Origin of the sequence: Pseudomonas mandelii, assembly GCF_002251635.1 — a bacterium.
Lineage (GTDB): Bacteria > Pseudomonadota > Gammaproteobacteria > Pseudomonadales > Pseudomonadaceae > Aquipseudomonas > Aquipseudomonas mandelii_B.
On sequence record NZ_NMOJ01000050.1, the window covers coordinates 106,025 to 127,797 of the forward strand.

At 52.7% G+C, this 21,773-nt stretch carries 22 protein-coding genes and 2 pseudogenes; 9 read left to right on the forward strand and 15 right to left on the reverse strand.

What is annotated here, in order from left to right; genetic code table 11:
• Positions 1 to 1,193 precede the first annotated feature (1,193 nt).
• Complete coding sequence (locus tag B7L09_RS07905) at positions 1,194 to 1,709, forward strand: YkgB family protein (RefSeq protein ID WP_010461510.1); 516 nt, start codon at positions 1,194 to 1,196, stop codon at positions 1,707 to 1,709.
• Positions 1,710 to 1,813: 104 nt separating this feature from the next.
• On the opposite strand, the gene B7L09_RS07910 is transcribed toward B7L09_RS07905, so the two are convergent.
• The 11 genes and pseudogenes from B7L09_RS07910 to B7L09_RS07960 all read right to left on the reverse strand — a co-directional run bounded on the left by B7L09_RS07910 (position 1,814) and on the right by B7L09_RS07960 (position 9,742).
• Positions 1,814 to 2,641: a helix-turn-helix transcriptional regulator gene (locus B7L09_RS07910; RefSeq protein WP_042932257.1), complete on the reverse strand. Its 828-nt coding sequence runs from the start codon at positions 2,639 to 2,641 to the stop codon at positions 1,814 to 1,816.
• Positions 2,642 to 3,306: 665 nt separating this feature from the next.
• Positions 3,307 to 3,497 (reverse strand): annotated as a pseudogene (locus B7L09_RS32325) (hypothetical protein); the annotation flags it as partial.
• 70 nt (positions 3,498 to 3,567) lie between these two features.
• Entirely contained in the window at positions 3,568 to 4,017 is a 450-nt protein-coding gene (locus B7L09_RS07920; RefSeq protein ID WP_010461513.1) for a GNAT family N-acetyltransferase, read from the reverse strand.
• 327 nt (positions 4,018 to 4,344) lie between these two features.
• Entirely contained in the window at positions 4,345 to 4,764 is a 420-nt protein-coding gene (locus B7L09_RS07925; RefSeq protein ID WP_010461515.1) for a pyridoxamine 5'-phosphate oxidase family protein, read from the reverse strand.
• Positions 4,761 to 5,384, reverse strand: coding sequence for an FMN-dependent NADH-azoreductase (locus B7L09_RS07930; protein WP_010461517.1), 624 nt, complete (start codon positions 5,382 to 5,384; stop codon positions 4,761 to 4,763). Before B7L09_RS07930 ends, B7L09_RS07925 begins: the two co-directional genes overlap by 4 nt.
• 57 nt (positions 5,385 to 5,441) lie before the next feature.
• Positions 5,442 to 6,141: pseudogene (locus B7L09_RS07935) on the reverse strand (glutathione binding-like protein).
• 26 nt (positions 6,142 to 6,167) lie between these two features.
• Positions 6,168 to 6,710: a carboxymuconolactone decarboxylase family protein gene (locus tag B7L09_RS07940; protein ID WP_010461534.1), complete on the reverse strand. Its 543-nt coding sequence runs from the start codon at positions 6,708 to 6,710 to the stop codon at positions 6,168 to 6,170.
• 39 nt (positions 6,711 to 6,749) lie between these two features.
• Entirely contained in the window at positions 6,750 to 7,460 is a 711-nt protein-coding gene (locus B7L09_RS07945) for an SDR family NAD(P)-dependent oxidoreductase (protein ID WP_010461535.1), read from the reverse strand.
• A gap of 178 nt (positions 7,461 to 7,638) precedes the next feature.
• Positions 7,639 to 8,163, reverse strand: a complete 525-nt coding sequence (locus B7L09_RS07950; RefSeq protein ID WP_010461536.1) for a carboxymuconolactone decarboxylase family protein — start codon at positions 8,161 to 8,163, stop codon at positions 7,639 to 7,641.
• A 55-nt stretch (positions 8,164 to 8,218) separates the two neighbouring features.
• The gene (locus tag B7L09_RS07955; protein ID WP_010461537.1) at positions 8,219 to 8,836 is read right to left on the reverse strand and encodes a nitroreductase family protein; all 618 of its coding nucleotides are present in this window, start codon (positions 8,834 to 8,836) and stop codon (positions 8,219 to 8,221) included.
• Between the two features lie 489 nt (positions 8,837 to 9,325).
• Positions 9,326 to 9,742 carry a cupin domain-containing protein gene (locus tag B7L09_RS07960; protein ID WP_010461538.1) on the reverse strand — a complete coding sequence of 139 codons (417 nt, stop codon included), beginning with the start codon at positions 9,740 to 9,742 and terminating at the stop codon, positions 9,326 to 9,328.
• Positions 9,743 to 9,833: 91 nt separating this feature from the next.
• Here B7L09_RS07960 and pdxR point away from each other — a divergent pair, with 91 nt between their 5' ends.
• Entirely contained in the window at positions 9,834 to 11,243 is a 1,410-nt protein-coding gene (gene pdxR, locus B7L09_RS07965; RefSeq protein WP_042932261.1) for a MocR-like pyridoxine biosynthesis transcription factor PdxR, read from the forward strand.
• A 92-nt stretch (positions 11,244 to 11,335) separates the two neighbouring features.
• Here pdxR and B7L09_RS07970 read toward each other — a convergent pair whose 3' ends face one another.
• Together B7L09_RS07970 and B7L09_RS07975 are read right to left on the reverse strand one after the other, a co-directional pair.
• Positions 11,336 to 11,833, reverse strand: coding sequence for a DUF3788 domain-containing protein (locus B7L09_RS07970; RefSeq protein WP_010461541.1), 498 nt, complete (start codon positions 11,831 to 11,833; stop codon positions 11,336 to 11,338).
• Between the two features lie 185 nt (positions 11,834 to 12,018).
• Complete coding sequence (locus tag B7L09_RS07975) at positions 12,019 to 12,843, reverse strand: IclR family transcriptional regulator domain-containing protein (protein WP_238547519.1); 825 nt, start codon at positions 12,841 to 12,843, stop codon at positions 12,019 to 12,021.
• A 100-nt stretch (positions 12,844 to 12,943) separates the two neighbouring features.
• Between B7L09_RS07975 and B7L09_RS07980 the strand changes: the two genes are divergently transcribed.
• The 6 genes from B7L09_RS07980 (at position 12,944) to B7L09_RS08005 (ending at position 19,752) form a co-directional block, all read left to right on the forward strand.
• Positions 12,944 to 14,203 carry an aromatic ring-hydroxylating dioxygenase subunit alpha gene (locus tag B7L09_RS07980; protein WP_010461545.1) on the forward strand — a complete coding sequence of 420 codons (1,260 nt, stop codon included), beginning with the start codon at positions 12,944 to 12,946 and terminating at the stop codon, positions 14,201 to 14,203.
• Between the two features lie 13 nt (positions 14,204 to 14,216).
• Complete coding sequence (locus B7L09_RS07985) at positions 14,217 to 14,687, forward strand: aromatic-ring-hydroxylating dioxygenase subunit beta (protein WP_042932262.1); 471 nt, start codon at positions 14,217 to 14,219, stop codon at positions 14,685 to 14,687.
• Positions 14,684 to 15,682: a PdxA family dehydrogenase gene (locus B7L09_RS07990; RefSeq protein ID WP_010461548.1), complete on the forward strand. Its 999-nt coding sequence runs from the start codon at positions 14,684 to 14,686 to the stop codon at positions 15,680 to 15,682. Before B7L09_RS07985 ends, B7L09_RS07990 begins: the two co-directional genes overlap by 4 nt.
• Positions 15,679 to 16,689, forward strand: a complete 1,011-nt coding sequence (locus tag B7L09_RS07995; protein ID WP_042932263.1) for a 2Fe-2S iron-sulfur cluster-binding protein — start codon at positions 15,679 to 15,681, stop codon at positions 16,687 to 16,689. Before B7L09_RS07990 ends, B7L09_RS07995 begins: the two co-directional genes overlap by 4 nt.
• Before the next feature lie 65 nt (positions 16,690 to 16,754).
• A complete protein-coding gene (locus tag B7L09_RS08000) occupies positions 16,755 to 18,095 on the forward strand; it encodes an MFS transporter (protein WP_010461552.1) in 1,341 nt (446 codons plus the stop codon).
• 223 nt (positions 18,096 to 18,318) lie between these two features.
• Positions 18,319 to 19,752: an alginate export family protein gene (locus B7L09_RS08005; protein ID WP_010461553.1), complete on the forward strand. Its 1,434-nt coding sequence runs from the start codon at positions 18,319 to 18,321 to the stop codon at positions 19,750 to 19,752.
• A 233-nt stretch (positions 19,753 to 19,985) separates the two neighbouring features.
• Here the strand turns inward: B7L09_RS08005 and B7L09_RS08010 are convergent, their stop codons facing one another.
• Positions 19,986 to 20,504, reverse strand: a complete 519-nt coding sequence (locus B7L09_RS08010) for an acyloxyacyl hydrolase (RefSeq protein WP_010461554.1) — start codon at positions 20,502 to 20,504, stop codon at positions 19,986 to 19,988.
• A 337-nt stretch (positions 20,505 to 20,841) separates the two neighbouring features.
• Positions 20,842 to 21,084, reverse strand: coding sequence for a hypothetical protein (locus B7L09_RS31960; protein ID WP_162179683.1), 243 nt, complete (start codon positions 21,082 to 21,084; stop codon positions 20,842 to 20,844).
• Between the two features lie 390 nt (positions 21,085 to 21,474).
• On the opposite strand from B7L09_RS31960, the gene B7L09_RS08020 reads away from it, so the two are divergent.
• Entirely contained in the window at positions 21,475 to 21,666 is a 192-nt protein-coding gene (locus tag B7L09_RS08020; RefSeq protein WP_010461555.1) for an MbcA/ParS/Xre antitoxin family protein, read from the forward strand.
• Positions 21,667 to 21,773 lie beyond the last annotated feature (107 nt).

Below are 21,773 nucleotides of genomic sequence, written 5' to 3' on the forward strand. Positions count from 1 at the left end.
GGTATCTCCTTTGAGTCAACAGCGAATGCTGCTGACTTGGCGCTCTTGGAACTGGGTGTTGCAGTTCTCATGGTAGCGTCGATCGACGGATCACCTGCACACGTAAGGCTTTGCTGAAGGGGTGATGGCTGAGCATCGCGGACGGGCCACGTGGGCAGTAAACTCGACACTAGGAAGTGAGGGCATCCCGATGGGGCAAACAGTAGCCGCTACATTCCATACGCATCAGCCCGATAAAGCTGGCCAGGTGAATCGAAGCCGACCCAACGCTCTCTTCGTCTAGATCATCAACGGCGCGCACGTTAAATTCTGGGTAGGTAATTGTGAATGAGCCGCCCATGCGGGACTCGATTAAAAATCGTCTGCACAACATATCCAAGTGCTCGTCACCGCCATCATTCTCACTGAGCGCCTCCCGAGCCCCGGTGATTGCAGGTGGGTTTTGGCTCATGTCCGCGGCCATCGTGCAACACGTGCGCCGTCCCGTGCGACACGCCCTTTGAGCACGATGTGGTAAAGAATTTCATGAGCTGCGGACTGCACTATGTCTACACGCCTAGGTGCCCCGTATGTGCAACGGAACTCCAACTGGCCAGCGATAGTGATCATTTTTAGGAGGTGGCTGAGCCGGTCGATTAGGGACATTGGAACTCAACAACTGAAAGCGTTCTAGCATCTTATTGCGGTTGCACATTACTGCGCGGGTTTGCTTCACCAGAAGCAAGGGAGAAAAGGTGCGCCTGGTTCGCCTGGTTCGCGCCGCGAACGAGAGGGAAAAGTTGCCAAGGTTTCCAACGCCAAATATCAGCAAGGGCCATCGAGTTGTTCGACAACCAAGCAGCTCAAGGTCCTCATCGGGAAACAATCGATCATTGAAGCCGCCTTGCGCCTCGTTGATCAAATGATCCCTTAGGTAACAGGAGACACCTTTTCCAAGCTTTGTACCAAATTCCAGAGGCTCGTGGCCAATCAAACACCGGTCGAGCATGAAATGGCTAAAAAGACATGTTCGAGACGATCTGCACCAAATTCTGCACGTTTGGAGCACATTGATTTCCACTTAAAGGTAACAATCTCTGCACCCCAACGCGCTAACCTCGTTGGATTTTAAAACGACATACGGACAGTCAGAAACAAGCAACCCCAGGCTGACGTCATGCAAAATCCGTTACCAATATTTGGAATTCAATCTCATGAAAACTCTGACTGCTGCAAATTACACATTGGATGGCAATACTCAGAAACGGACATTGGGTGTCACCACAATGAACCTAGGAATTTTTGGTGTTTATATCGCTCTTGCCGTGATCTACTTCTGGTTCGGGGGTATGAAATTTACCCACTATGAAGCGCAAGGTTTAGTTCCATTGGTTGGAAACAGCCCACTCCTCGGGTGGGTATATAAGATTTTCAGTGTCGACATCTTTTCCGGCTTGCTGGGTATTCTTGAGGTGTCCATCGGGGCACTGATACTGGGTCGTTTCGTTTCTCCGAAGCTTTCTATCCTCGGAGGTGCTCTATCTGCTGGTTTATTTGTCACGACTGTAAGCTTTATGTTTTCAACTCCGGGCGTGTTCGAACCTGGACTTGGTTTCCCAGCCATCACTATTGCTCCAGGTCAATTTCTGCTCAAAGACATTGGTTTGTTAGCCGCCTCGATTTTCGTGGCAGGGCATTCGCTAGTTGAGCTTGAGTCCCGTTCTAATTGATTGATGACCGTTTCAATGGCCTGAGTGCGAATCGTACTCAGGCCATTGTTTGTGCAGGTTCATAGACCGTTGCTACTTATCAGAAAAATTTTTACCCTTGCCCCTCATATACCGTTTGCACCTTTAATCCATTCACGGGGACTGACTCCTGTTTTTCTGCGAAATGCTCGTGACAGAGCCGACGGGCTGTCATACCCCACATCTGCAGCAATCAAATTGATAGCTCGGCCTTCTCGTAATAGCTTCTGAGCCAGACTCACACGCCAGCTCAATAAATATTCTGCGGGTGTTTGCCCTACGATGGTTCGGAAATGCGCCGCGTAGGCAGAGCGTGACATGTTAGATTCTTCAGCCATCTCCGCTATTGACCAAGGGTGATGAGGTGCGTCATGGACACTTACCAAAGAATGCGCAAGTCGAGGGTCTGCTAATCCAGCCATCAACCCGGTTTGCAACTGATTCTGATCAAGCAGATGCCGGAATAACAATATAATCAGCAACTCGAACAGCCGATTGATCACGGCTTCCTTACCACAGTGTCCTTCGGCTGCCTCTTCGAACATCCATGTAAGTGTCGTAGCCAGCAATGGTAATTCGTTCAAAGGCAAAACAAGCATATCCGGCAGCGAGGATGACAGCGGATTATCAATTCCACCTTCAAAATCCATGGTAGCGCAGAGGAGCCAAGCGCCCTCGGATTCATCAGCAAACAATCGATGTTGACGCGAGCGAGGTAAGAATATCAAGCTGGGCTGGGTAAGAACCATATCGCGTTTGTCGACGCCTTGCACCGTCACCGTACCTGACTTCAGCAGGTGGATATGACCACGCTGATCAAAACCACCATAATCCTGAACCCCACAAAGTTTGTCGTTGTAGAACAGGTTCGCGCGAACGCCAAAGCGAGACATCAAACTAGACAGACGATCCAAAATCAATTCCTCAATAGATGAAATCTTGCTCCACAATTTTCAGCCGAAACACCATTGTGAATTGTCTTTAGCACAATGCAATGCTGCCCTGTCAACTCATTTGCTGGAACAAATAAAGTAGCCAGGCAAACGTGCACTGCGCCAAGGCCCAAAGGCAATCTGGAAATCGCGCTAATGGCCGATGGTGTGCCAGTAGCGGATGCCTGCAAAGTACTGACGACTCCGGATCGCCTGAACTCGTATTTGCCAAGCTGGATCAAATCAAGGATCAGTTGCTGTTCTGGAAACTCGGTGGCCAATCCATGCAGCTGCTGGCGAAGCCGCCATGACCACCTCCTACAATGGTTGAGTGACCAATACGATCAATCAGGATCAAAATCCTTTTGGTCTGGTTTGTTGACACCCAACTGTTTTTTTAAATAGGTTTATGGATGGATGTCGCCTTGAAAACTCGAACATCACCCGCAAATCAGAAAATACTCAACGGGTACTCAACGATGCTGCTGGCTGACCGATCCAGTGCGGACAGTCGGCATTTAGGCCCGTTGGCCGCAGATTTGAATCGGTTGTTAGGTCGTTTTTGCGTTTAGACGGGCCTGACTTCGTGACGCGTCAAAAACCTTCACAATGCTCTGCATTTGCTCGATGCAAGTGTCGTAATCGGGGAGTTTCGCTTCGGTGTAGGTATTGTAGATCGCATGCTGCATCTGCTCAATGCACATGCTGGTGCGAGCACTTGACCGTTGGCCAGGGAGTCGACGTACTTCTTTGTCCGCGCCAGGAAACCGATCGCGGGGTTGGCGTCGAACAGCTTGATGAAGCCTGCGGAAACGGTATGGATCAGCAGCCATACCGATGCACACCCTGCGTCATAGAGAATACTGTTGCAACCGAACGAGCCCTGAGTACTAACCTGCACAAGCGCGTTAGACTATTAATTTTCGGTACTGAATGAAACTGGAACGATCGGCGATACGGTTGTAAAGCTGCATCGCATCGTGGTTGGATTCCTGTGTAAGCCAGTGCACACGAGACGCCCCGCGACGCTTAGCATCCGCATAGACATACTCGATCAACGCCCGGCCAATACCGTTACCACGTGCGTAGTCCGCGACAAACAAGTCTTGGAGATAACAGTGGTCGCTCATTGCCCAAGCAGATCGATGGTAGATCGAATGCACTACGCCTGATGCTTGTTTACCCACCATGGCAAGCGCCGCGAACATAGGCTCCACTGGGTCCAAGAAGCGCGCCCAAGTATTGAGCGTCACAGCTTCAGGGATATCTACTTCGTAAAATCGCTGATAGCTTTGCCATAGCGGAAGCCAGATATCAAAATCGTTGTTATCAATGGCTTTAATCTCAATTGATTGCATAGAGTGCTCCAGAAATTTAGTTGGCCGCCACGGTCCTTCATGGGAGCGTGTATGAAGAGGTGGTCGAACACCTCCAACTGATAATCGAAATGATCTGTGCAGACGATCCGCTCGGCGCCAATTCGAAAGCCAAAAAGAGGGGCAACGAAACGGACCAACCCGATGACCACAAGTCTTGCACGGTGCAAGTCCAGCAACCTTTACGTATCTCCTACCTGTGGCGGACGTCCTCTCGGCCTGACTTGATGGCAACGCGGTTTAATTCAGCACTGCGCCTAGTCTGTGATTGGTTTCACACTGTACTTTTTGAAGTAGGTACTCCAGATCTCATTTGGACTTTGAGGAGGACTGGCCATAGACACGAGCTGGAGATAGCAACGGAGTAATCGAAGTCGCTTCGATCTTGATAACGTGATGGACCGGGTGCTCCGGGCCATTCGCCGCTCGAACCCAGTTCGCGATCACTAAAAACTCGTCTTCGTTTGACAGAAGTATCAACGCCCTGCCCTTGAATCGATAACCGCGCCTTTGGGTGATGTCGATCACATTAATTTCTACAGCAGGATTGAGCCTCAAATTCAATATCGTCTGCGGCGAAGCGATATCAATGAAGTAGAGCCCACCACTCACGACTGTCAAAGAGGCCTTCAGCGAAACATTGGGTGTTCCATTTTCGTTGAATGTCACAACAGACGACAATATTGCCTGCTTGATGATCACCTCCATGTCAGCCGTGATTTCAATCATGAACATCTAACCTCTTGCATGACCGTGAAGTCGATTGTTGCCAACGCTTCGTCCCTTGCTAATGTGGCTTGGTCTCGATCGAGAAACGCGGTCGCCTGCACGGAGAGAAATTGCAGGGTTTTCAGCCCAACGCAGTCCAGCACCACCGACAGATACGGAATGAGAAAATCTGGTTGATTGGCTCGATCGCCGGTAAAAACGCCACCGGAAGCGATACCTATAAACACCGGACGATCCTGGAGCATTCCCACCTTCCCGGCCGGCGTCGACTTGAACGTGCGACCGGCACGAAGAATTTGGTCGATCCATGCCTTGAGCACCGACGGAACGGTTAAGTTGTTCATGGGCGTTCCGATAACAATCACATCCGCTGCCTCGACTTCCTGGATAAGTACCTCGGAAAGCTCCAGCGAACCCCGCGGCGGGGCTGCCAATGTAGCCGGCGTTGACAGGGCGATCGCGTAGTCAGCCGAAGCGTGCGGCAAGGGGGAATCTGCAAAGTCTCGTCGGGTAATTCGTGCGCCGGGCACAATTTCAAGGAGCTTATTGACGATGGACGCTGAAAGCTGGCGGCTTTGCGATTCTGGACGCGAGCTGCAATCAATATGGAGGATGTTCATGTAAACGATCCCATAGGTTTTACGAAACCGATCAAGACTATCTTCATAAATTTATCCTCAATTAGTTGCTGTCACTACGAGCCCGCGTTGCACCGCTGGACGCTCGAGGCTACGGTTGAACCATGCTTGAACATGAAGAAAACGGTCGATGCCCACCAGGTCGCCGGACTCGTAGAAGCCAATCAAGTTGCGAATCCACGGGAACGTGGCGATGTCCGCGATGCTGTATTCGTCGCCCATGATCCAGGTGCGGCCCAGCAGGTGTTTTTCCAGCACGCCCAGCAAACGCCGAGACTCGGCGGCGTAGCGATCGCGCGGGCGTTTATCTTCGTATTCCTTGCCGGCGAATTTATTGAAGAACCCGACTTGGCCGAACATCGGGCCGATGCCCGCCATCTGAAACATCAGCCACTGAAGGGTTTCGTAGCGGGTGGCCGGGTCTTCGGAGAGCAACTGGCTGGTTTTTTCCGCCAGGTAAATCAGAATCGCGCCGGACTCGAACAACGCCAGCGGCTGACCGCTCGGGCCATTGGGATCGATGATCGCGGGGATTTTGTTGTTGGGGTTCAGGGACAGAAACTCAGGTGACATCTGGTCCTGGGTCTCGAAACTGACCTCGATGCGCCTCGTACTCGAGACCAGTTTCCTCAAGCATGATGCCGACCTTCACCCCATTGGGCGTCGGCAGCGAAAAGAGTTGCAACCGACCAGGGTACTGCGCAGGCCAACGTGTGAAAATCGGGTGATCAAGTGTCACTTTGTTGCTCCCAAGCTCGGCAGTATTCAGATCGAGCCAGCCGGCGGAACAGCGGGATAATCTTTCTCTGGATCGAACACGTTATTGAAAAAGTTCGTCAGGGAGTACACGGCTACCAACGCAACAATCTCTGCGATGGTTGCATCCGTGTAGCCTGCGTTGCGGACGGTTTTCAGATCCGTGTCGCTGACATGTCCCCGAACCTCGATGACTTTGCGCGCAAACTGGACGGCGGCGTCGCGCTTCAGGTCGGTTGCATGCCCCTTCCGCGCAAGAATGATTTCATCGGCCGGGAGCTTGGCCATATTGGCCGTATAACTATGAACGGCAAGGCAATAGTCGCAGCCATTCACTTCGGATACAGCGAGACTGATGATTTCACGCGTCTTCAGGTCTAGGGCCCTATTCAAGGAAGCGCGCCAAGTAGCCCATGCGTTAAATGCGATCGGGCTCTGCGCGAAGGTGGCGAGCATATTGGGTGTGAACCCGAGATTCGTTGTGAATGCATCGAGAGTCGATTTTGAATCGACCGGCACCTGGTCCGGCGTTAAAGCTGCACTTCTAGGCATCGTATTTTCCTTAAGCTGCTGGTTATCTGGTGGCTTATCTCAGCGGCCAGCACTTTGTCCGCCGTCAACGTGCAGGATCTCTCCAGTGATGAACGGCGAAGAATCGAGAAAGACGATGGCGTCGGCGATATCGCTTGTTTCACCCAAGCGTCCGACAGGGTTGAAAGCTCCCAGCGCTTCGTAAATTCCAGGTGCATGCATCGGTGTCTTTATGTTCCCCGGAGCGACGGCGTTCACGCGAATGCCCTTCTTCGCATACTCGATCGCCAGTGACTTTGTGGCAGCGTTGATGCCACCCTTCGTCAAAGCCGCCAATACCGAATAGATCCCGCTGATTGCAGCATCGCCTATGCTGGCCGTGACGCTCACCACGTGGCCACTCGAATGCTTTTCCATCTCGGCGATCGCGAGTTGCGTGATGTAATAGAACCCCGCCATGTTTACATTCATCACGGCGGCGTAGTCTTCGGTAGTATGTTCGGTGAAAGGCTTTCCGATATAGATGCCGGCGTTGTTCACCAGCGTATCGATCCGGCCAAATCGTTCGACGCCTTCGCAAATGACACGTTGGGCCGTCGTGGGGTCGCCGATGTCACCAGCAATGTTCAGGATGTTCTCGTCGTCCGACGACTTGATCGAACGTGAGGTTGCCACGATGCGGTAATCGAGCTTTCGGAATGCCTTTACGACTTCGGCGCCGATGCCTTGCGACGCACCGGTGACAACAACAACCTTCTGCGACTTGTTCATGCTTTAGCCCTGAAAATAGTGATCCGCTTCAACGCCGATTGTCGACACATACGAATAGCCCAGACGCGCCCCCAAGAATCTTTCCTATTTCCTGAGCGCATCTGGGCCTTATCGTCATGCCAGCATCACAACAATCCTCCAAGCATCCTCGGACAGGGTCGATGCGACTGGATAGAGGTCAGATCGAACCCGCCGGCGTTACGGCAGGAAAGTCTTTCTCGGGATCGAACACGTTATTGAAAAAATTTGTCAGGGAGTACATCGCTACCAACGCGATGATCTCCATGACATTCGCATCGGTGTAGCCGGCGTCGCGGACGGCTTTCAGATCGGCATCACTGACCTTGCCGCGAGTCTCGATTACTTTGTGCGCAAACTGAAGGGCAGCGTTGCGCTTCGGGTCCGTGGCCTGCCCCTTGCGAGCAAGAATCACTTCATCGGCCGGCAGCTTGGCCATATGCTCGGCCGTAAAGCTGTGAACCGTCAGGCAATAGTTGCAGCCATTCGCTTCAGAGACCGCGAGGCCGATGCTGTCACGCGTCTTCACGTCGAGCGCTTTGCTCAAAGACCCGAGCAGCGTCGCCCATGCGTTGAACGCGATTGGGCTCTGCGCGAAGGTAGCCATCATATTTGGAGTGAACCCGATGTTCTTGGTGAACGCATCGAGAGTCGGTTTCGAATCAGTTGGCACTTGTTCCGGCATTAGAACTGCACATCTAGGCATAGTTATCTCCGAAAGTTACTGGTTTCACTGATAATTAAACAAGATCCAACACTTCAGCCAGTGGACGGCGCGGCTTCTGCGCCCAGTTTCCTGGGCGCTCAGCGCCTATGGCCAATAACATGACCGGCACTTCGTTTTCAGCCAGTCCGAACTCGCGGGCTACCCCTTCGGCGTCGAAACCGATCATCGGCGTCGAACCCAGGCCTAGCGAACGGGCGGCATAGATAATTGCTGACGCACCGAAGGTCGCCGTGCGCACTGCCTCGTCGCGTTGGCGTTGCGGATGCTCTAAATACAAATCGCGTGCAGGGAGTTCCCAATCCGACACCATCGCCGCGGGCATGACGCCAGCCTCAACCAACGGTGCTAGGCGCTCTGGTATTACGCTGGAGTCAGCTAATTGACCGCAGATGATGAAGGTAACGGCAGCCTCTGTAATCGGAGGCTGACTCCAAGCAATCGGGCTCAACCGAGCTTTGGCTTCCGACGAACGCACCGCGATGAAACGCCAGTTCTGTATGTGGAAAGATGTCGGTGCGCTGGTGCCGATTCGCACCAATTCGCGAATCTGGTCATCACTCAAAGTGGCGGTAGGATCGTAATACTTAGCGGCGCTGCGACTCTCGATACATTCAATGACAGCATTGGTCATGATGGTTCCTATAGTCAAAAGGATGAATTGAGGTACAAGAGCGCGATAGCTCTATGCGTACCTGGTTGCCCTCGCGTTATTGGGCTGCATTTTCCTCCTCTTCTGGTGGTCACTGGACAAATGAGTCGCTTGCAGTCGGCATATAGAATTACCAAAACCGGCAGCGATCTTGTCCTTTTATTTACTAATGCCCGTTGCAAACATTTCACCTGCGCAAGCAGTGCACTGGCATACCTTGAACTACGCGGAGTATTCGCCCTATATAGCTCGAAGCCTCCGAAGATGATTACATTTTAAGTTTAAAGCAGGCCACACAACTTATCGGGGTCGACTATAAATAGCTCCATCGCCAAGTTGAACTCGCAGGCACATCCGCCTACTGACTGCTTTGCAAGACACAACCAAAACTACTGCCGAACGTTTTTGAAATAAACCCAGACGATCTACTCATGATGGGACTATATGCCCTTTCTTACTCCGAAAGGATGTTTACTTGACTGGCGTCGTCAGTTCTTTGTCAGTGCTATTAACGACAAATACCGCCAATAACTTTGCAGGTTTGGTTTTGCTCGCATTCCGACTTATAGAATGGCTAGCACCGGGAGCTTCTGACCAACTCTCACCAGCGCGATACACGTGTATTTCACCGTCATTGACCTTTGATTCGACTGAGCCCGATACCACGTACGCGTAAATGAACGCGGACTTCGCGTGCATGTGAGGTAACGAGCCTGCGCCAGGGGCATATTCAACTTCTACAGCCACAAGCGATTTACCCGGTAAATTGGGAATTGCTTGTTCAAAATTCGGTTTCACGATTTCGCCAGGACCATGGGCGTAAGAGCCAGCGCTGGAGAAGATTGCAACTGTTACACAAAATGCGGTCAAAATCGGGCGAGTCATCATATCGGGTGGCTCCGTTTGGTCTTTGCATCTTGTACCGTCGATGGTATGAATTGTAGAACCAAGATCCCCCACCTTTGTGTGTACCAAGAATATGAATTCAGATCTGCAGATTCAGCTTGATCGGACAGCAAAGCTTTCCCTTTCAGAACAAATTCGTATGAGTATCAGCAAGGCAATAGAGTCAGGCTTGCTCGCACCAGGCACTCGATTACCTTCGTGGCAGGACCTCGCCGCGCACCTCGGCGTGGCGCGCGGTACAGTTCAAGCAGCATATGAGCGGTTATCTGACGCCCAAATGATCGAAACATTCGGAGCCAAGGGCACACGCGTGGCACCACGCTCCCCTACAGCGATGGCTCAGCCGGAAGTACCGGAGCCTGGGGCTTTTATGAAAGCTTATGAGTGGATGAACTCTGGGCCGGCGATCTTTCAACTCGGCATTCCAGCGTTTGAAGGCCTACCAGAACAACTTTTCGCACGCGCTCGCTCGTCCAATCTGTTAAAGACCGGATCTTTCTCGTCATTGGTCTATCCCGATCCTAGGGGGGAGATTGAGCTGCGCCGAGAGATCGCGGGCTACCTCTCCATCGCCAGAAATCTCCATTGCTTCCCCGAGCAAGTTTTTATCACTTCGGGATACAGTTCTGGCTTAGGGCTTGCGCTGCGAGTGTTAGGTTTAGACGGTAAGAAGGTTTGGATGGAAGAGCCCGGATTCTTTCTTACCCGGAAGGGATTAGAGCTCGCACGTTTAAACATCATTCCGATTCCTGTAGATGCAGAAGGTCTCAACGTAAGCTACGGTATTGAGCACGCTGCGGATGCCGCGTTAGCCGTCCTGACGCCAGGTCAACAGGCGCCCTTGGGCTCGACTTTGTCTTTGAGGCGACGGCTTCAATTACTTGAATGGGCGGTCTCGAATGACGCCTGGATCATCGAAGATGACTACCTCAGCGAGCTCCAATTAGAAGGCCGGGCGGCCCCTGCCTTAGCGTCTTTGGACGAGAGTAAACGGGTTATCCACATAGGCTCTTTCAGCAAGACTGTTAGCCCGGGGTTGCGCCTAGGATTTGTTGTGGCACCAATCGAACTGATTACGACGTTCTCTGAGGTAGCCGCAACCCTTGCCCCCGCGCCCACACCTGTCATTCAACTGGCCACGGCTCAATTCATGCACGACGGTCACTACATTCGGCGCGTCCGTCGGCTCAAGCGATTATATTCTGCCCAGCGAGACACCTTATGCGAGCAGCTACGAGGGCGTGATGCCGAATGGGTTACGGCAGGCTTGGCGGTACTTCTCAAACTCCCCGACAGCATGCCTGACGTGCAAATCGTTCGCGAAGCGATGACCTTTGGCATGGCACCGTCGCCTTTGTCAGCGTGGTTCGCCACTCCTGCAGAGAACTCATCCGGCCTTTTGCTCGGGGTTGCCACAGCACCAGAACCGTACATGGCTAAATCGTGCCGTCAGTTGTTCGAGATCATCGAGCGATATCGCTAACCCGGTGTTCCAGGCGCCATATATGTGTACGAAGACGGATGCGCCACCGGACTCTCATGGATTGATATGAACGTTTTGGGTTTGCGCGACATTCAGCGCGTGTTAGTTGGGGGGCGCTTCATGCTGACTAGCTCCATCACCTCATGCCGATCATCTGCGGATGAGATCCCAACTGTCAGCCACTTCCCGTCAGTGTATGTGTGCGCCTCATCGTAGAGCTTGACCAATTGAGGGCGCCAGAAATAACGCCGCTCCTCAAACTTCTCTCGCTCTGCTCGCCCCAAGACCACTTGGACTGAAAGCAGCCTGTATCCCGGAATCACGGTGCAGAACGCTTTGGTTTTCTTGTAGCGCAAGACCCATCCACGTTTCTTGCCTCCATACAGCCACTCCGGCTCGAAAACGCCGGGGTAGGATAGGTCGATCCAGCTTAGCAGCTGCGTCCAATGCTCGAACGCCTCCGGCCCAACCCAGCCTCGAACAGTACTTTCATCTGGCGACGTCGATTTGCCGATGATCCTGTCACCAATCTCAGAAAACTGTTCAAGGTCACTCTCTTGCTGACTGCAATGCTGGTCTTGAAGTTTCATACATTTCCTGGTAGCGGAGTTCTGCGCAGATGTGCGCTTTCGCGTCGGACGAATGTCAATCGTGGATTGTTTCATTCATCTTTCTGTCGATTTTGAACCGCTAATGGTGCGGATTGAAGGACTAAGATCCTCCATTCCCATGTGTACCAAGGATATGAATTTAACCTGCAGATATCGCTCGACTGTTAAAGCATGCACCCGAGCACCGCAGCATGATGCTGGAGCACCGGGAGACATTGCTCACGTAACTCTTCAAGGGACAAGCGTGCCGAGAAAGTACTGATGCTCATCGCAGCGACCACCTTACCCTGGGCATTCCTCACTGGCACTGCCATGGAACGCATTCCCAACTCCAACTCTTCATCGGTAAATGCAACACCCTCGGTTCGAGCTCGCTGGACCCGCGTCATGATCACCGATGGGTCAACGATCATGTACGCAGTGGTCGGCGGCGGCGGATTCACCAGATAACGCTGGATGGCTTCATCGCTCAAACCTGCCAACAGTACTTGTCCTGTTGCCGAACCATACGCCGGCAAACGCGCACCAAGACGTACTCCAGTAGTCACGACTTTAGCTGTCTCTGCACGAGCAACAAATACAGACCAGCCATCCTCCAGCACTGCCAGGGAAATCGACTCTCCAAGAGCTTCGCGTGCCGACGCCAAATGGGGCTGAGCCAACTGCGGCAATGGCGCAGCATCGAGATAAGCCGCACCCAGACGCAAGAATCTCGGCGTGGGCCAGAAATGCTTGCCGTCATGGCTCAGGTAGCCAAGTTCCACCAGTGTGAGTAGGCAACGTCGAGCTGCAGCGCGGGTGGTATCGGTCAATCGAGCGGCATCCGTCACCGTTAATTGCGAGTGCTCCATTCCAAACACTTCGATGATCGCCAGACCTTTCGCCAGGCCCGACATGCCTTCCGGCGCGCGCACAGGCGCATCACCTGCCGGCGCATTTTTCTTGACAACCATAATTCGCAGGGTCTCTAATTGTTCGAGAAATGACACCTTGTTCGCTATTCGAACAAAAATAAAACCTCACGTCAACATGCAATTGTGGAAAAAGGCGTTTTTTTCTGCACCCATGAAGACTTGATCGGGAGAGAAGATGAACATTGTTACCGACCGCGAACCCGTAAAACTGACCTGGCCGGATGGCTTGACCCGCGTACCTTATTGGGCGTTCCAGAGCGACACTGTTTACAAGGAAGAGCAAACCAGACTGTTCCAGGGACCGCACTGGAATTACTTGTGCCTAGAAGCGGAAGTTCCTGAGATTGGTGATTACAAGACCAGTTTCATTGGCGAAACTTCGATCATCGTCACCCGCGACACCGACGGAGAACTCTACGCCTTCGAGAATCGCTGCGCACACCGCGGCGCTCTGCTCGCTCTGGATGACAGTGGCAACGCAAAGGACTTCACCTGCGTCTATCACGCGTGGAGCTATAACCTGCAAGGCGACTTGACCGGAGTCGCATTCAAGGATGGCATAAAGGGCCGTAGCGGCATGGCACCTTCGTTTTGCATGGAAGAACACGGCCCGCGCAAATTGCGAGTGGCATCTGTTCACGGCCTGGTGTTCGGCAGCTTCTCGGATGACGTACCCGATATCGAAGAGTATTTGGGCGATGAAATTCTCAGTCGCGTGGAACGTGTGCTCGGTGGACGCAAACCGGTTGTCCTTGGGCGTTATACGCAAATGCTGCCCAACAATTGGAAACTGTACATCGAGAACGTAAAGGATTCATACCACGCCAGCATCCTGCACTTGTTCTTCACTACCTTCGAAATCAACCGGCTGTCTCAACGCGGCGCGATCATTGTCGACGAGAGCGGCGGGCATCACGTCAGCTATTCGGCCATCGATCGCGAGGCCGAGCGTCAGGCAGAACGTGACGCCTCCTATGCCCAACAAAGCATTCGTTCCGATAGCGAATATCAACTGCAAGATCCGTCACTTCTAGAGGGCTTCAGCGAAGTCGGCGATGACGTCACGCTACAAATCCTTTCGATCTTTCCTTGCTTCGTACTGCAACAAATCCAGAACTCGGTCGCAGTCCGCCAGGTACTTCCACGCGGTGTGGAAACCACTCAACTCAATTGGACGTACCTGGGCTTCGAAGACGATACCCCTGAACAACACCTGACTCGCCTCAAGCAAGCCAATCTCATCGGGCCGGCAGGATACATCTCCATGGAGGACGGCTGTGTCGGAGGCTTCGTCCAGCGCGGCATCGCCGGCGCCAGCAACCATACCGCAGTGCTGGAAATGGGTGGGATAGACGCCGAGTCAAGTGATAGCCGAATTACCGAGGCCTCTATTCGCGGCTTCTGGAAAGCTTATCGCGCGGCCATGGATCTATAAGAGGGAATCGTTTGTGACTCAGAATATTTTTACTCTGATTAGTCAGAGCCAAGCTTTATATGCTCGTTGCATAGATGAAGGTCAACTTGAAGCGTGGCCTGAGTTTTTCCTGGAGAACTGTTTGTACACCGTAACCACCGCCGACAATTATCGGCAGGGTCTGCCAGCCGGCATGATCTGGGCAAATAATCGCGGCATGTTAGTTGACCGGATTTCCGCCTTGCGCGAAGCCAACATCTACGAGCGCCACAGCTATCGCCATATGCTCAATCAACCAGTGATTCTGGAGCAAAAAGACAGTCTGGTCCGTAGTGAGACTGCCTTTATTGTGCTGCGCATCATGCGTGACGGTACTACTGATAATTTTGTTTCCGGTCGCTATATCGATTGCTACCGGGTCGAAGACGACACCGCGATGCTAGCTGAACGAATCGTCGTGTGCGACAGCTCGCGAATCCACACCCTGCTGGCGCTTCCACTATGAGCAGGCCAACTCAGCGAATTCTCCTGAGTATCGGCGACCCCAACGGCATAGGACCGGAAATTGCCGTCAAGGCAGTTGCCGCGCTACAGGATGATCCGGAACTCAACCCGGTCATCGTCGGTGATCGTTTTGTTGTCGAACATTATATGCGGGGCATAGGTCTTCGCATCGAAGAAAATGACGGTAGTGCATCAGCAGAAGCAGGCGTCCTCCACCTGCTGCCAGTGCAAAACCTGTCGCCCGACGCCTTCATGCCTGGACAGCTGAGCGCCGATGCAGGGACAGCTACTGTGGCTTATTTGTCCGCCGCTGTAGCGTGCCTCGGCCAAGGTCTGGCGCGCGGCATTGTTGCGTGCCCACATAACGAAACTGCGATAAACAACGCGGGCATTAAATTCTCGGGCTATCCAAACCTGCTTGCGCGACTCGTCGGGGTCGAACCCGACCGTGTGTTTCTGATGCTGGTTGGCGCAGGACTTCGCATCGCCCATGCCACCTTGCATGAACGACTGGCTGACTCACTTGCCAGGTTGACGCCCGATCTAGTAGTGGCGGCAGGCCTCGCAGCGGCAACTGCATTACAGGCACTGGGCATCGCTAACCCAAGGATCGGTGTGTTCGGCATCAATCCCCATGCTGGGGAAAACGGACTCTTCGGTCGGGATGACGAACTGATAAACGTCCCAGCTATAGAACGCCTACGTCAGGCGGGCGTCGACACTCATGGCCCGCTCGGCGCTGATCTCATGCTTGTGCAGCGTGGCTATGACGCCTTCATTGCCATGTATCACGATCAAGGTCATATCCCGATCAAACTGCTCGCCGGTCGCAGCGCTTCGGCCTTATCAATTGGCGCCGGCTTGATCTTTTCCAGCGTGGGTCACGGCTCAGCGTTTGACATCGCAGGTAAAAACATAGCTGACCCGGAAGCTGTGATCCGTGCGCTGCACCTGGTCGGCGGAACAACATTTTCCAGCCAGAAGGACTTGCCATGACATTCGATGTAACCGTCTCCGGGACAGACATTACCTTCCCATGTGAATCCGATGAAACAGTACTGGACGCAGCCGAGCGCGCCGGCTATTCCATCCCATACTCTTGCCGAAAAGGAGTGTGTTCAACTTGTGAAGGTGGCCTTGCTGCCGGAGAGTTACAAGTACGCGGCCAAGGACTCGCACGCGGGCCAGCCACCGGCGTTTTGCTGTGCCAGGCACGCCCGTGTACGTCAGTTGAGATCACACCAAAACGCATCGTTCAGCGAGCGGCTCCCGTACGCAAGGTGATCACCACCAAAGTCCATCGCATCACCCGCCCCAATGCCGATGTAGTCGTGCTGCATCTGCGTTTCCCATCGGGTGTGCGCGCAAAATTCCAGGCCGGCCAATACCTCAAAGTACTGATGGAGGATGGTGACAGCCGCAACTACTCCATGGCCAATCCGCCCCATGAAAGCGACGGTGTGCAATTGCATATCCGCCACGTACCCGGGGGACGATTTTCCGAGGGGGTGCTGGCAGGATTGGAAAAAGGCCACGCGCTCACGGTGGAGTTGCCCTATGGCGAGTTTTCGCTGGATGAAGAAGTCGACCATCCCGTCATTCTGCTGGGCACCGGCACGGGTATGGCACCGCTCAAATCCATTATCGAAGACCAGATCAAGCGAGGTGGATCCAGACCCATGCATCTGTATTGGGGCGCTCGCAACAGCCAGGACTTGTACCTTGCCGACCTGCCCGCACAGTGGGCCAAGCGCCTGCCAGCGTTCATCTTCACCCCTGTGCTTTCCGAGCCCGAACCGGGTTGGTCCGGGCGAACGGGCTGGGTACATCGGACAGTACTCGAGGACTACCCCGACCTGAGTGCCCATCAGGTGTATGCCTGTGGTAATCCGATCATGACGACCGCTGCGCTCAACGACCTGACCGCCGAAGGCCAGCTTTCGCCCGACGCATTTTACTGCGATGCATTTGTACCTTCGGGAGAAATCCAACCGAAAATCTAGACGATCTCTCACCAATGCCTGCGTGACATAAAAACAACAAGGCCAAATGGCCGTGAGGATAAAAAATGTTGCCTGAGTCAAAGCCCTTGCAGTTACCGCAATTCGTCGATGAACGCCGAGTCAGTCCGTTTCAATACGGGGTCATTATCCTGTGTGGACTCGTCATGTTTCTCGACGGATTCGATACCCAGGCCATTAGCTACATGGCCCCGTATATCGCTCAGGAATGGAGTCTGTCCAAGCAGATGCTGGGACCGATATTTTCATCATCACTCGCTGGCTTGATGGTCGGCTATCTAGTATTGACCCCGCTGTCCGAACGTTTCGGGCACAAAAAAGCCATCATTGTCAGCACCATTGTTTTCAGCCTGTGCACCTTGGCTTCGGTCTGGGCAACCAACGTGACAGAACTGATGGTTTTGCGTTTTATCACCGGGATCGGCCTGGGCACAGCCGCACCAAGCGCCATTGCCATGACCGGCGAATACAGCCCTAAACGCCTGCGCGCCACCTTCGTGTTGGCAATTTACTGCGGCTTCTCTCTTGGGTTCATCGCGGCGGGGCTAGCAGCAGGTTGGTTCATTCCCCATTACGGATGGCGCTCGATGTTCTGGGTCGGTGCCCTGGCACCCTTGATACTGGTTCCCGTCCTGTTCCGCTTCTTGCCTGAATCCATGGTGTTCATGATCAAAAACAAGGTGCCACCGCAACAGATCCTGAATGTGTTTCGCAAAATAGATGCCAGCGTTAGTCAACAAAGCAAACCGGTCTTCGTGGTCGAGGCACTCGAACAAGGACAACACGGTGCGCTCGCAAGTCTGTTCACCCGGGATCGAATCATGGGCACCGTGCTGTTATGGCTAGTGTTCGCCATTAACCTCGGCGAGTTTTATGCGCTGCAAAGCTGGCTGCCCTCGATCATGACCGGCCTCAACTACCCGATGAGTACCGTAGTCATGGCCACCACGTTGACAACTGTCGGCGGTATTGCAGCGGCTTTCATCACCGGACCTTCGATGGATCGATTGGGGGCCTACAAAACCGTCGGCATTCTTTATCTGGTCGGTTTCGTGTTTGTCGCATTGACCGGGATGGCCTTCAATAGCCCCCTCTGGGTACTACTGAGTGCCAACTTTCTTGCCGGATGCTGCATCAGCGGCGGACAAAAAAGCCTCATCGCCCTGGCGGCGGTTTTCTATCCAGCGCCGATGCGATCAACAGGTGTCGGTTGGGCATTAGGTATCGGGCGAATCGGAGGGATCGCAGGCCCCATCGTGGTCGGCGCAGCACTAGGCATCGGCTGGTCACCCTCGGCAGTCTTTTATGGCATGGCGATCCCGATGTTGATTGCGGGACTCATCGTACTGTTTCTCGGTCGCCGTTATGGCAACAGCGATAAGGTTTAAACACCGCGATTAAGATAACCCGTTTCAACTGAAATCTACTCAAGGATGAGTACGTACTTAACTCACTAAAACAGCAGCAGCTGATTCAAAGCCAAGGCCGACATTTTTTCCAAGGCATCAATACGCCTTGTCCGGAATAACACCGTACAACTTCAACTTTATGTTGAGGCTTCACTGCGCGTACCCGCCTGCTTTATGAACAATAAAAATAGGAGCCAACCCGATGTCCCATCCCGCGATAAAGCGTTACTCACTACCGCTGACGATCATTATGGCCCTTGGCCAAATGTCCACATCAAGCGCACAGGCTACAGAGACTCAGGTCGCCCCCCCCTCCCCGCTGGAGAAGCTCCGCCCGCCTCGCCCCGGGCCGACCCGGTCACAAGAGGACTATCGTTTTCTCGATAATCCAGCGAAACGTACGGACCCGTTCGACGAATTGCGTTATCAGCGCCTGTCAGATTCTGCCTGGTTGCAGACAGGCGCCGAACTACGTTATCGCGCCGATGCCGTGGACCAACCGGTTTTTGGCTTGAAAGGCGTGAAGGATGACTCCTACTTAATGCAGCGCGCGGAAGTTCATGCCGATTTGCATGTATTCGATGACAGTCTGCGTACTTTTATCCAACTGGGAAATACCCGTGTTTTTGGCAAAGACTTGCCCAGCAAGTCCGATCAAAGTCGCAATGAAGTGCAACAAGCATTTATCGATGGCAATCTGCAATATCAAAGCGGCAAGTTGACAACACGTGTCGGCCGTCAGGAAATGGCCTACGGCAATCAGGTGCTGGTCACCTATAGGGAAACCCCCAACATCCGGCAAGCATTCGATGGCGTGCGTATGGGCTGGGCTGGAAGCAACGGCTTTAAGCTGGACGCGTTCTCCATGAAGCCTGTCCTTATAAGGGATGCTGGTTCGTTCAACGACGCCAGTGATCACAAAAAGAAATTCTACGGCCTCTACGGCACCTTACCCCTGTCTAGCGAGTTGAAGGTCGACCTTTATGCATTCGGTCTAGAAACAGAGCAACGCACGCTCGATGGTTTTACCGGGGAAGACAATCGCTACACTTTCGGCACGCGGTTGTTCGGTGGATGGGACAAGTTTGATTGGACCTGGGATTTGATGAAACAGACAGGGCACATCGCCGATGCCGACATCGACGCGTGGGCAGTGTCCAGTGATAGCGGCTATACCTTCGCAGGACCATGGAAGGCTCGACTGGGCTTTCGCATAGATGCCGCCAGCGGCGACAAGGATGGCGATCACAAGGCCGGGACATTCGACCCGTTATTCCCCAAAAACGCCTTCTATGGGCAGGCTAGCCTGACAACGCTATCAAACATCATTCTATTAGGCCCCACGCTACGGTTCACGCCATTCGACAAAGTTCGTTTCGAGCCCGGAGTGTTTGCCGCATGGCGCCAGAACAGTGATGACGGGGTGTACTTGCCCGGAATGGTGACCGTTCCTGGTACTACCTCTAGCAGCGGCAAACGCTTGGGCACCTTATATAAAGCCAACGCAAATTGGACACCTACCTCCAACATTACAGTTGATCTCGACTATCTGTTTTATGACATCGGTTCAGCAATCAAGAATGCCGGAGGCAGTAACTCCCAAATCGTGGTTCTACGTACCTCGTTTCGTTATTGAAAAGAATACAACTAGCAGTAAAACTCAAGAAGAAATAGCAAAAGCCGCAAAGAGCGGCTTTTGCCTTTCATCGTTAGCGCTCCTCACCGAGAAAACGCAACAGGTACTACGGTACAGAAAGAAGGATTCGACACAACGGGTTAAGCAGTTACTGCGACTGCGGTACCCTGTCGAACGTATCTGTTCGACAAGGCGTGTGGCAAACAAATTCGACGCCTATTGAATCTTTACATCTACAACGGCATAGTGTAATGAAGTGCATAGCTCTCCACCCCATCATTATTACTTGTAATTCCAGCATTAGAATAATGAGTCGCACGAATTCCAACCTCATGTCCGCCAGCAAAACGCACCCCCATACCCAACCGGTCCTCAAATTGAAAGGCACTACCGAGTTTGTTGTTTTCAATTTCGGTGCCGGAAAAGAAAGCCACGCCTACGCCTAACTCCATATAAGGTTTGATACTTTGCCCCGAAAATTCATAAACCAGTACAGGTGAGGCCGACAAGCTATTGTTACCAGCGGTCTCATCACCTTCCCAATAGGTGTACGCACCACTCCAATAGCCAGTTAAACGACCGACGTCGCTCTGCCACCAACTCTTGTCCCAATCGATTTGCAATCCCAAACGATAGGTCATGGTGGATTCGCCAGTTTGACCGACTGCGAACTCTAATCCAGCGGCTTGTGTGGCAATACTGTGTCCTATCAATGTGGCCGCAACCGCAGCCAGGTAAAACGAACGAGTCATTCGAAACCTCTTTTTTTTTTGGGATTTTATCCGATCTTATCGACTATCTGGCCGCCGAAGTCTTCTTGACACCAGTTACCCAACCGCAAGCGACACGAATGCAATCGTATTTGACACTCTCATTAAGGTATTTCAGAAACGTGCCAGATCGTGATTGCTCGCGACGGTTGCCATAAGGGAGAAATTTTCAGCACGCGTGCTTTTTTGGAAGAAGAAGCAGGTATATATAGCTGAAAGATAGTCTCATCAAACAACAACAAACGACAGGCCATTGTCCAGGCCAAGCATAGTCATATTGGAGATATAATAGCCCACCTACAAGGTATATGATTTATGTTTAGTTTTTTGTTAAATATAGATCAAATGCCCCTTCGCCACCACGACTACGAAATTCATAGTTAGCAAACATAAATTGAACACTCAAACTGATGATGGACAATACTTCCCCATCGGTGAAGCCTACTTCGCGAACGTGTATTAATTCCGCTTCAGTTACATGTCCGAAGGTATCAATAATTTGTTTTAAAAATCGCCCCCCCTGCACAAGACCAATAGCTGGCGAATACCGGGCGCTTTCCACTCGAAGTTCTCCGCGACTGTGTGTACCGAGGCACACTATGGCCAAGGCGATTGATTACTGACTCGCTTCTAGCAGGCGCACCACGTTGTTACTTAGCAGTCTGGGTATCGCTTTATCCTGGCAGCCGTCAGTCCTGAAGAGCAGTGTCAACTGGCATAAGCATTGCAACAAGTTGCCCATGAATTTTTACCACAAGCTTTGGGTCATTTAGGCTTTTTACTGAATCAGTTCAACGACTTTTCAAGAGCAGGCTAAACGGACAGTAAGTAGATCGGACACGGGCACTCAATCAACTGCCGCAGGCGACGTTGAAATAGTAAAAAAACACTGGCCACCTCACCTCTGACTAGCTTTAATGCCACCAACGCCTGAACCTTGCGAGCGCCAGCGATGAATTATGTAGAGCTGATTCAGCACCAAGCCGAAAGAGTTTTCGGTAACAAAGCAAAGGCTCAAGCTTGGCTGAATGAACCCAAGACAGCTTTCGGTGGCAGCTCAGCGGTCGAGCTTGCTCGCAGTGAAGCCGGCTATGCACAGGTGAAAGACGCGCTCGAACGAATCGCTCAGGGGTATGCGGGCTAGACGATGCAAGTGGCATCTACGAGCAGACGCCACAGCACTCATCTACTAAGGCTGCGTGAGGTCTGTCAAAGTGGATAATTCCCCGTGTACTCAGGTCATTATTTTGC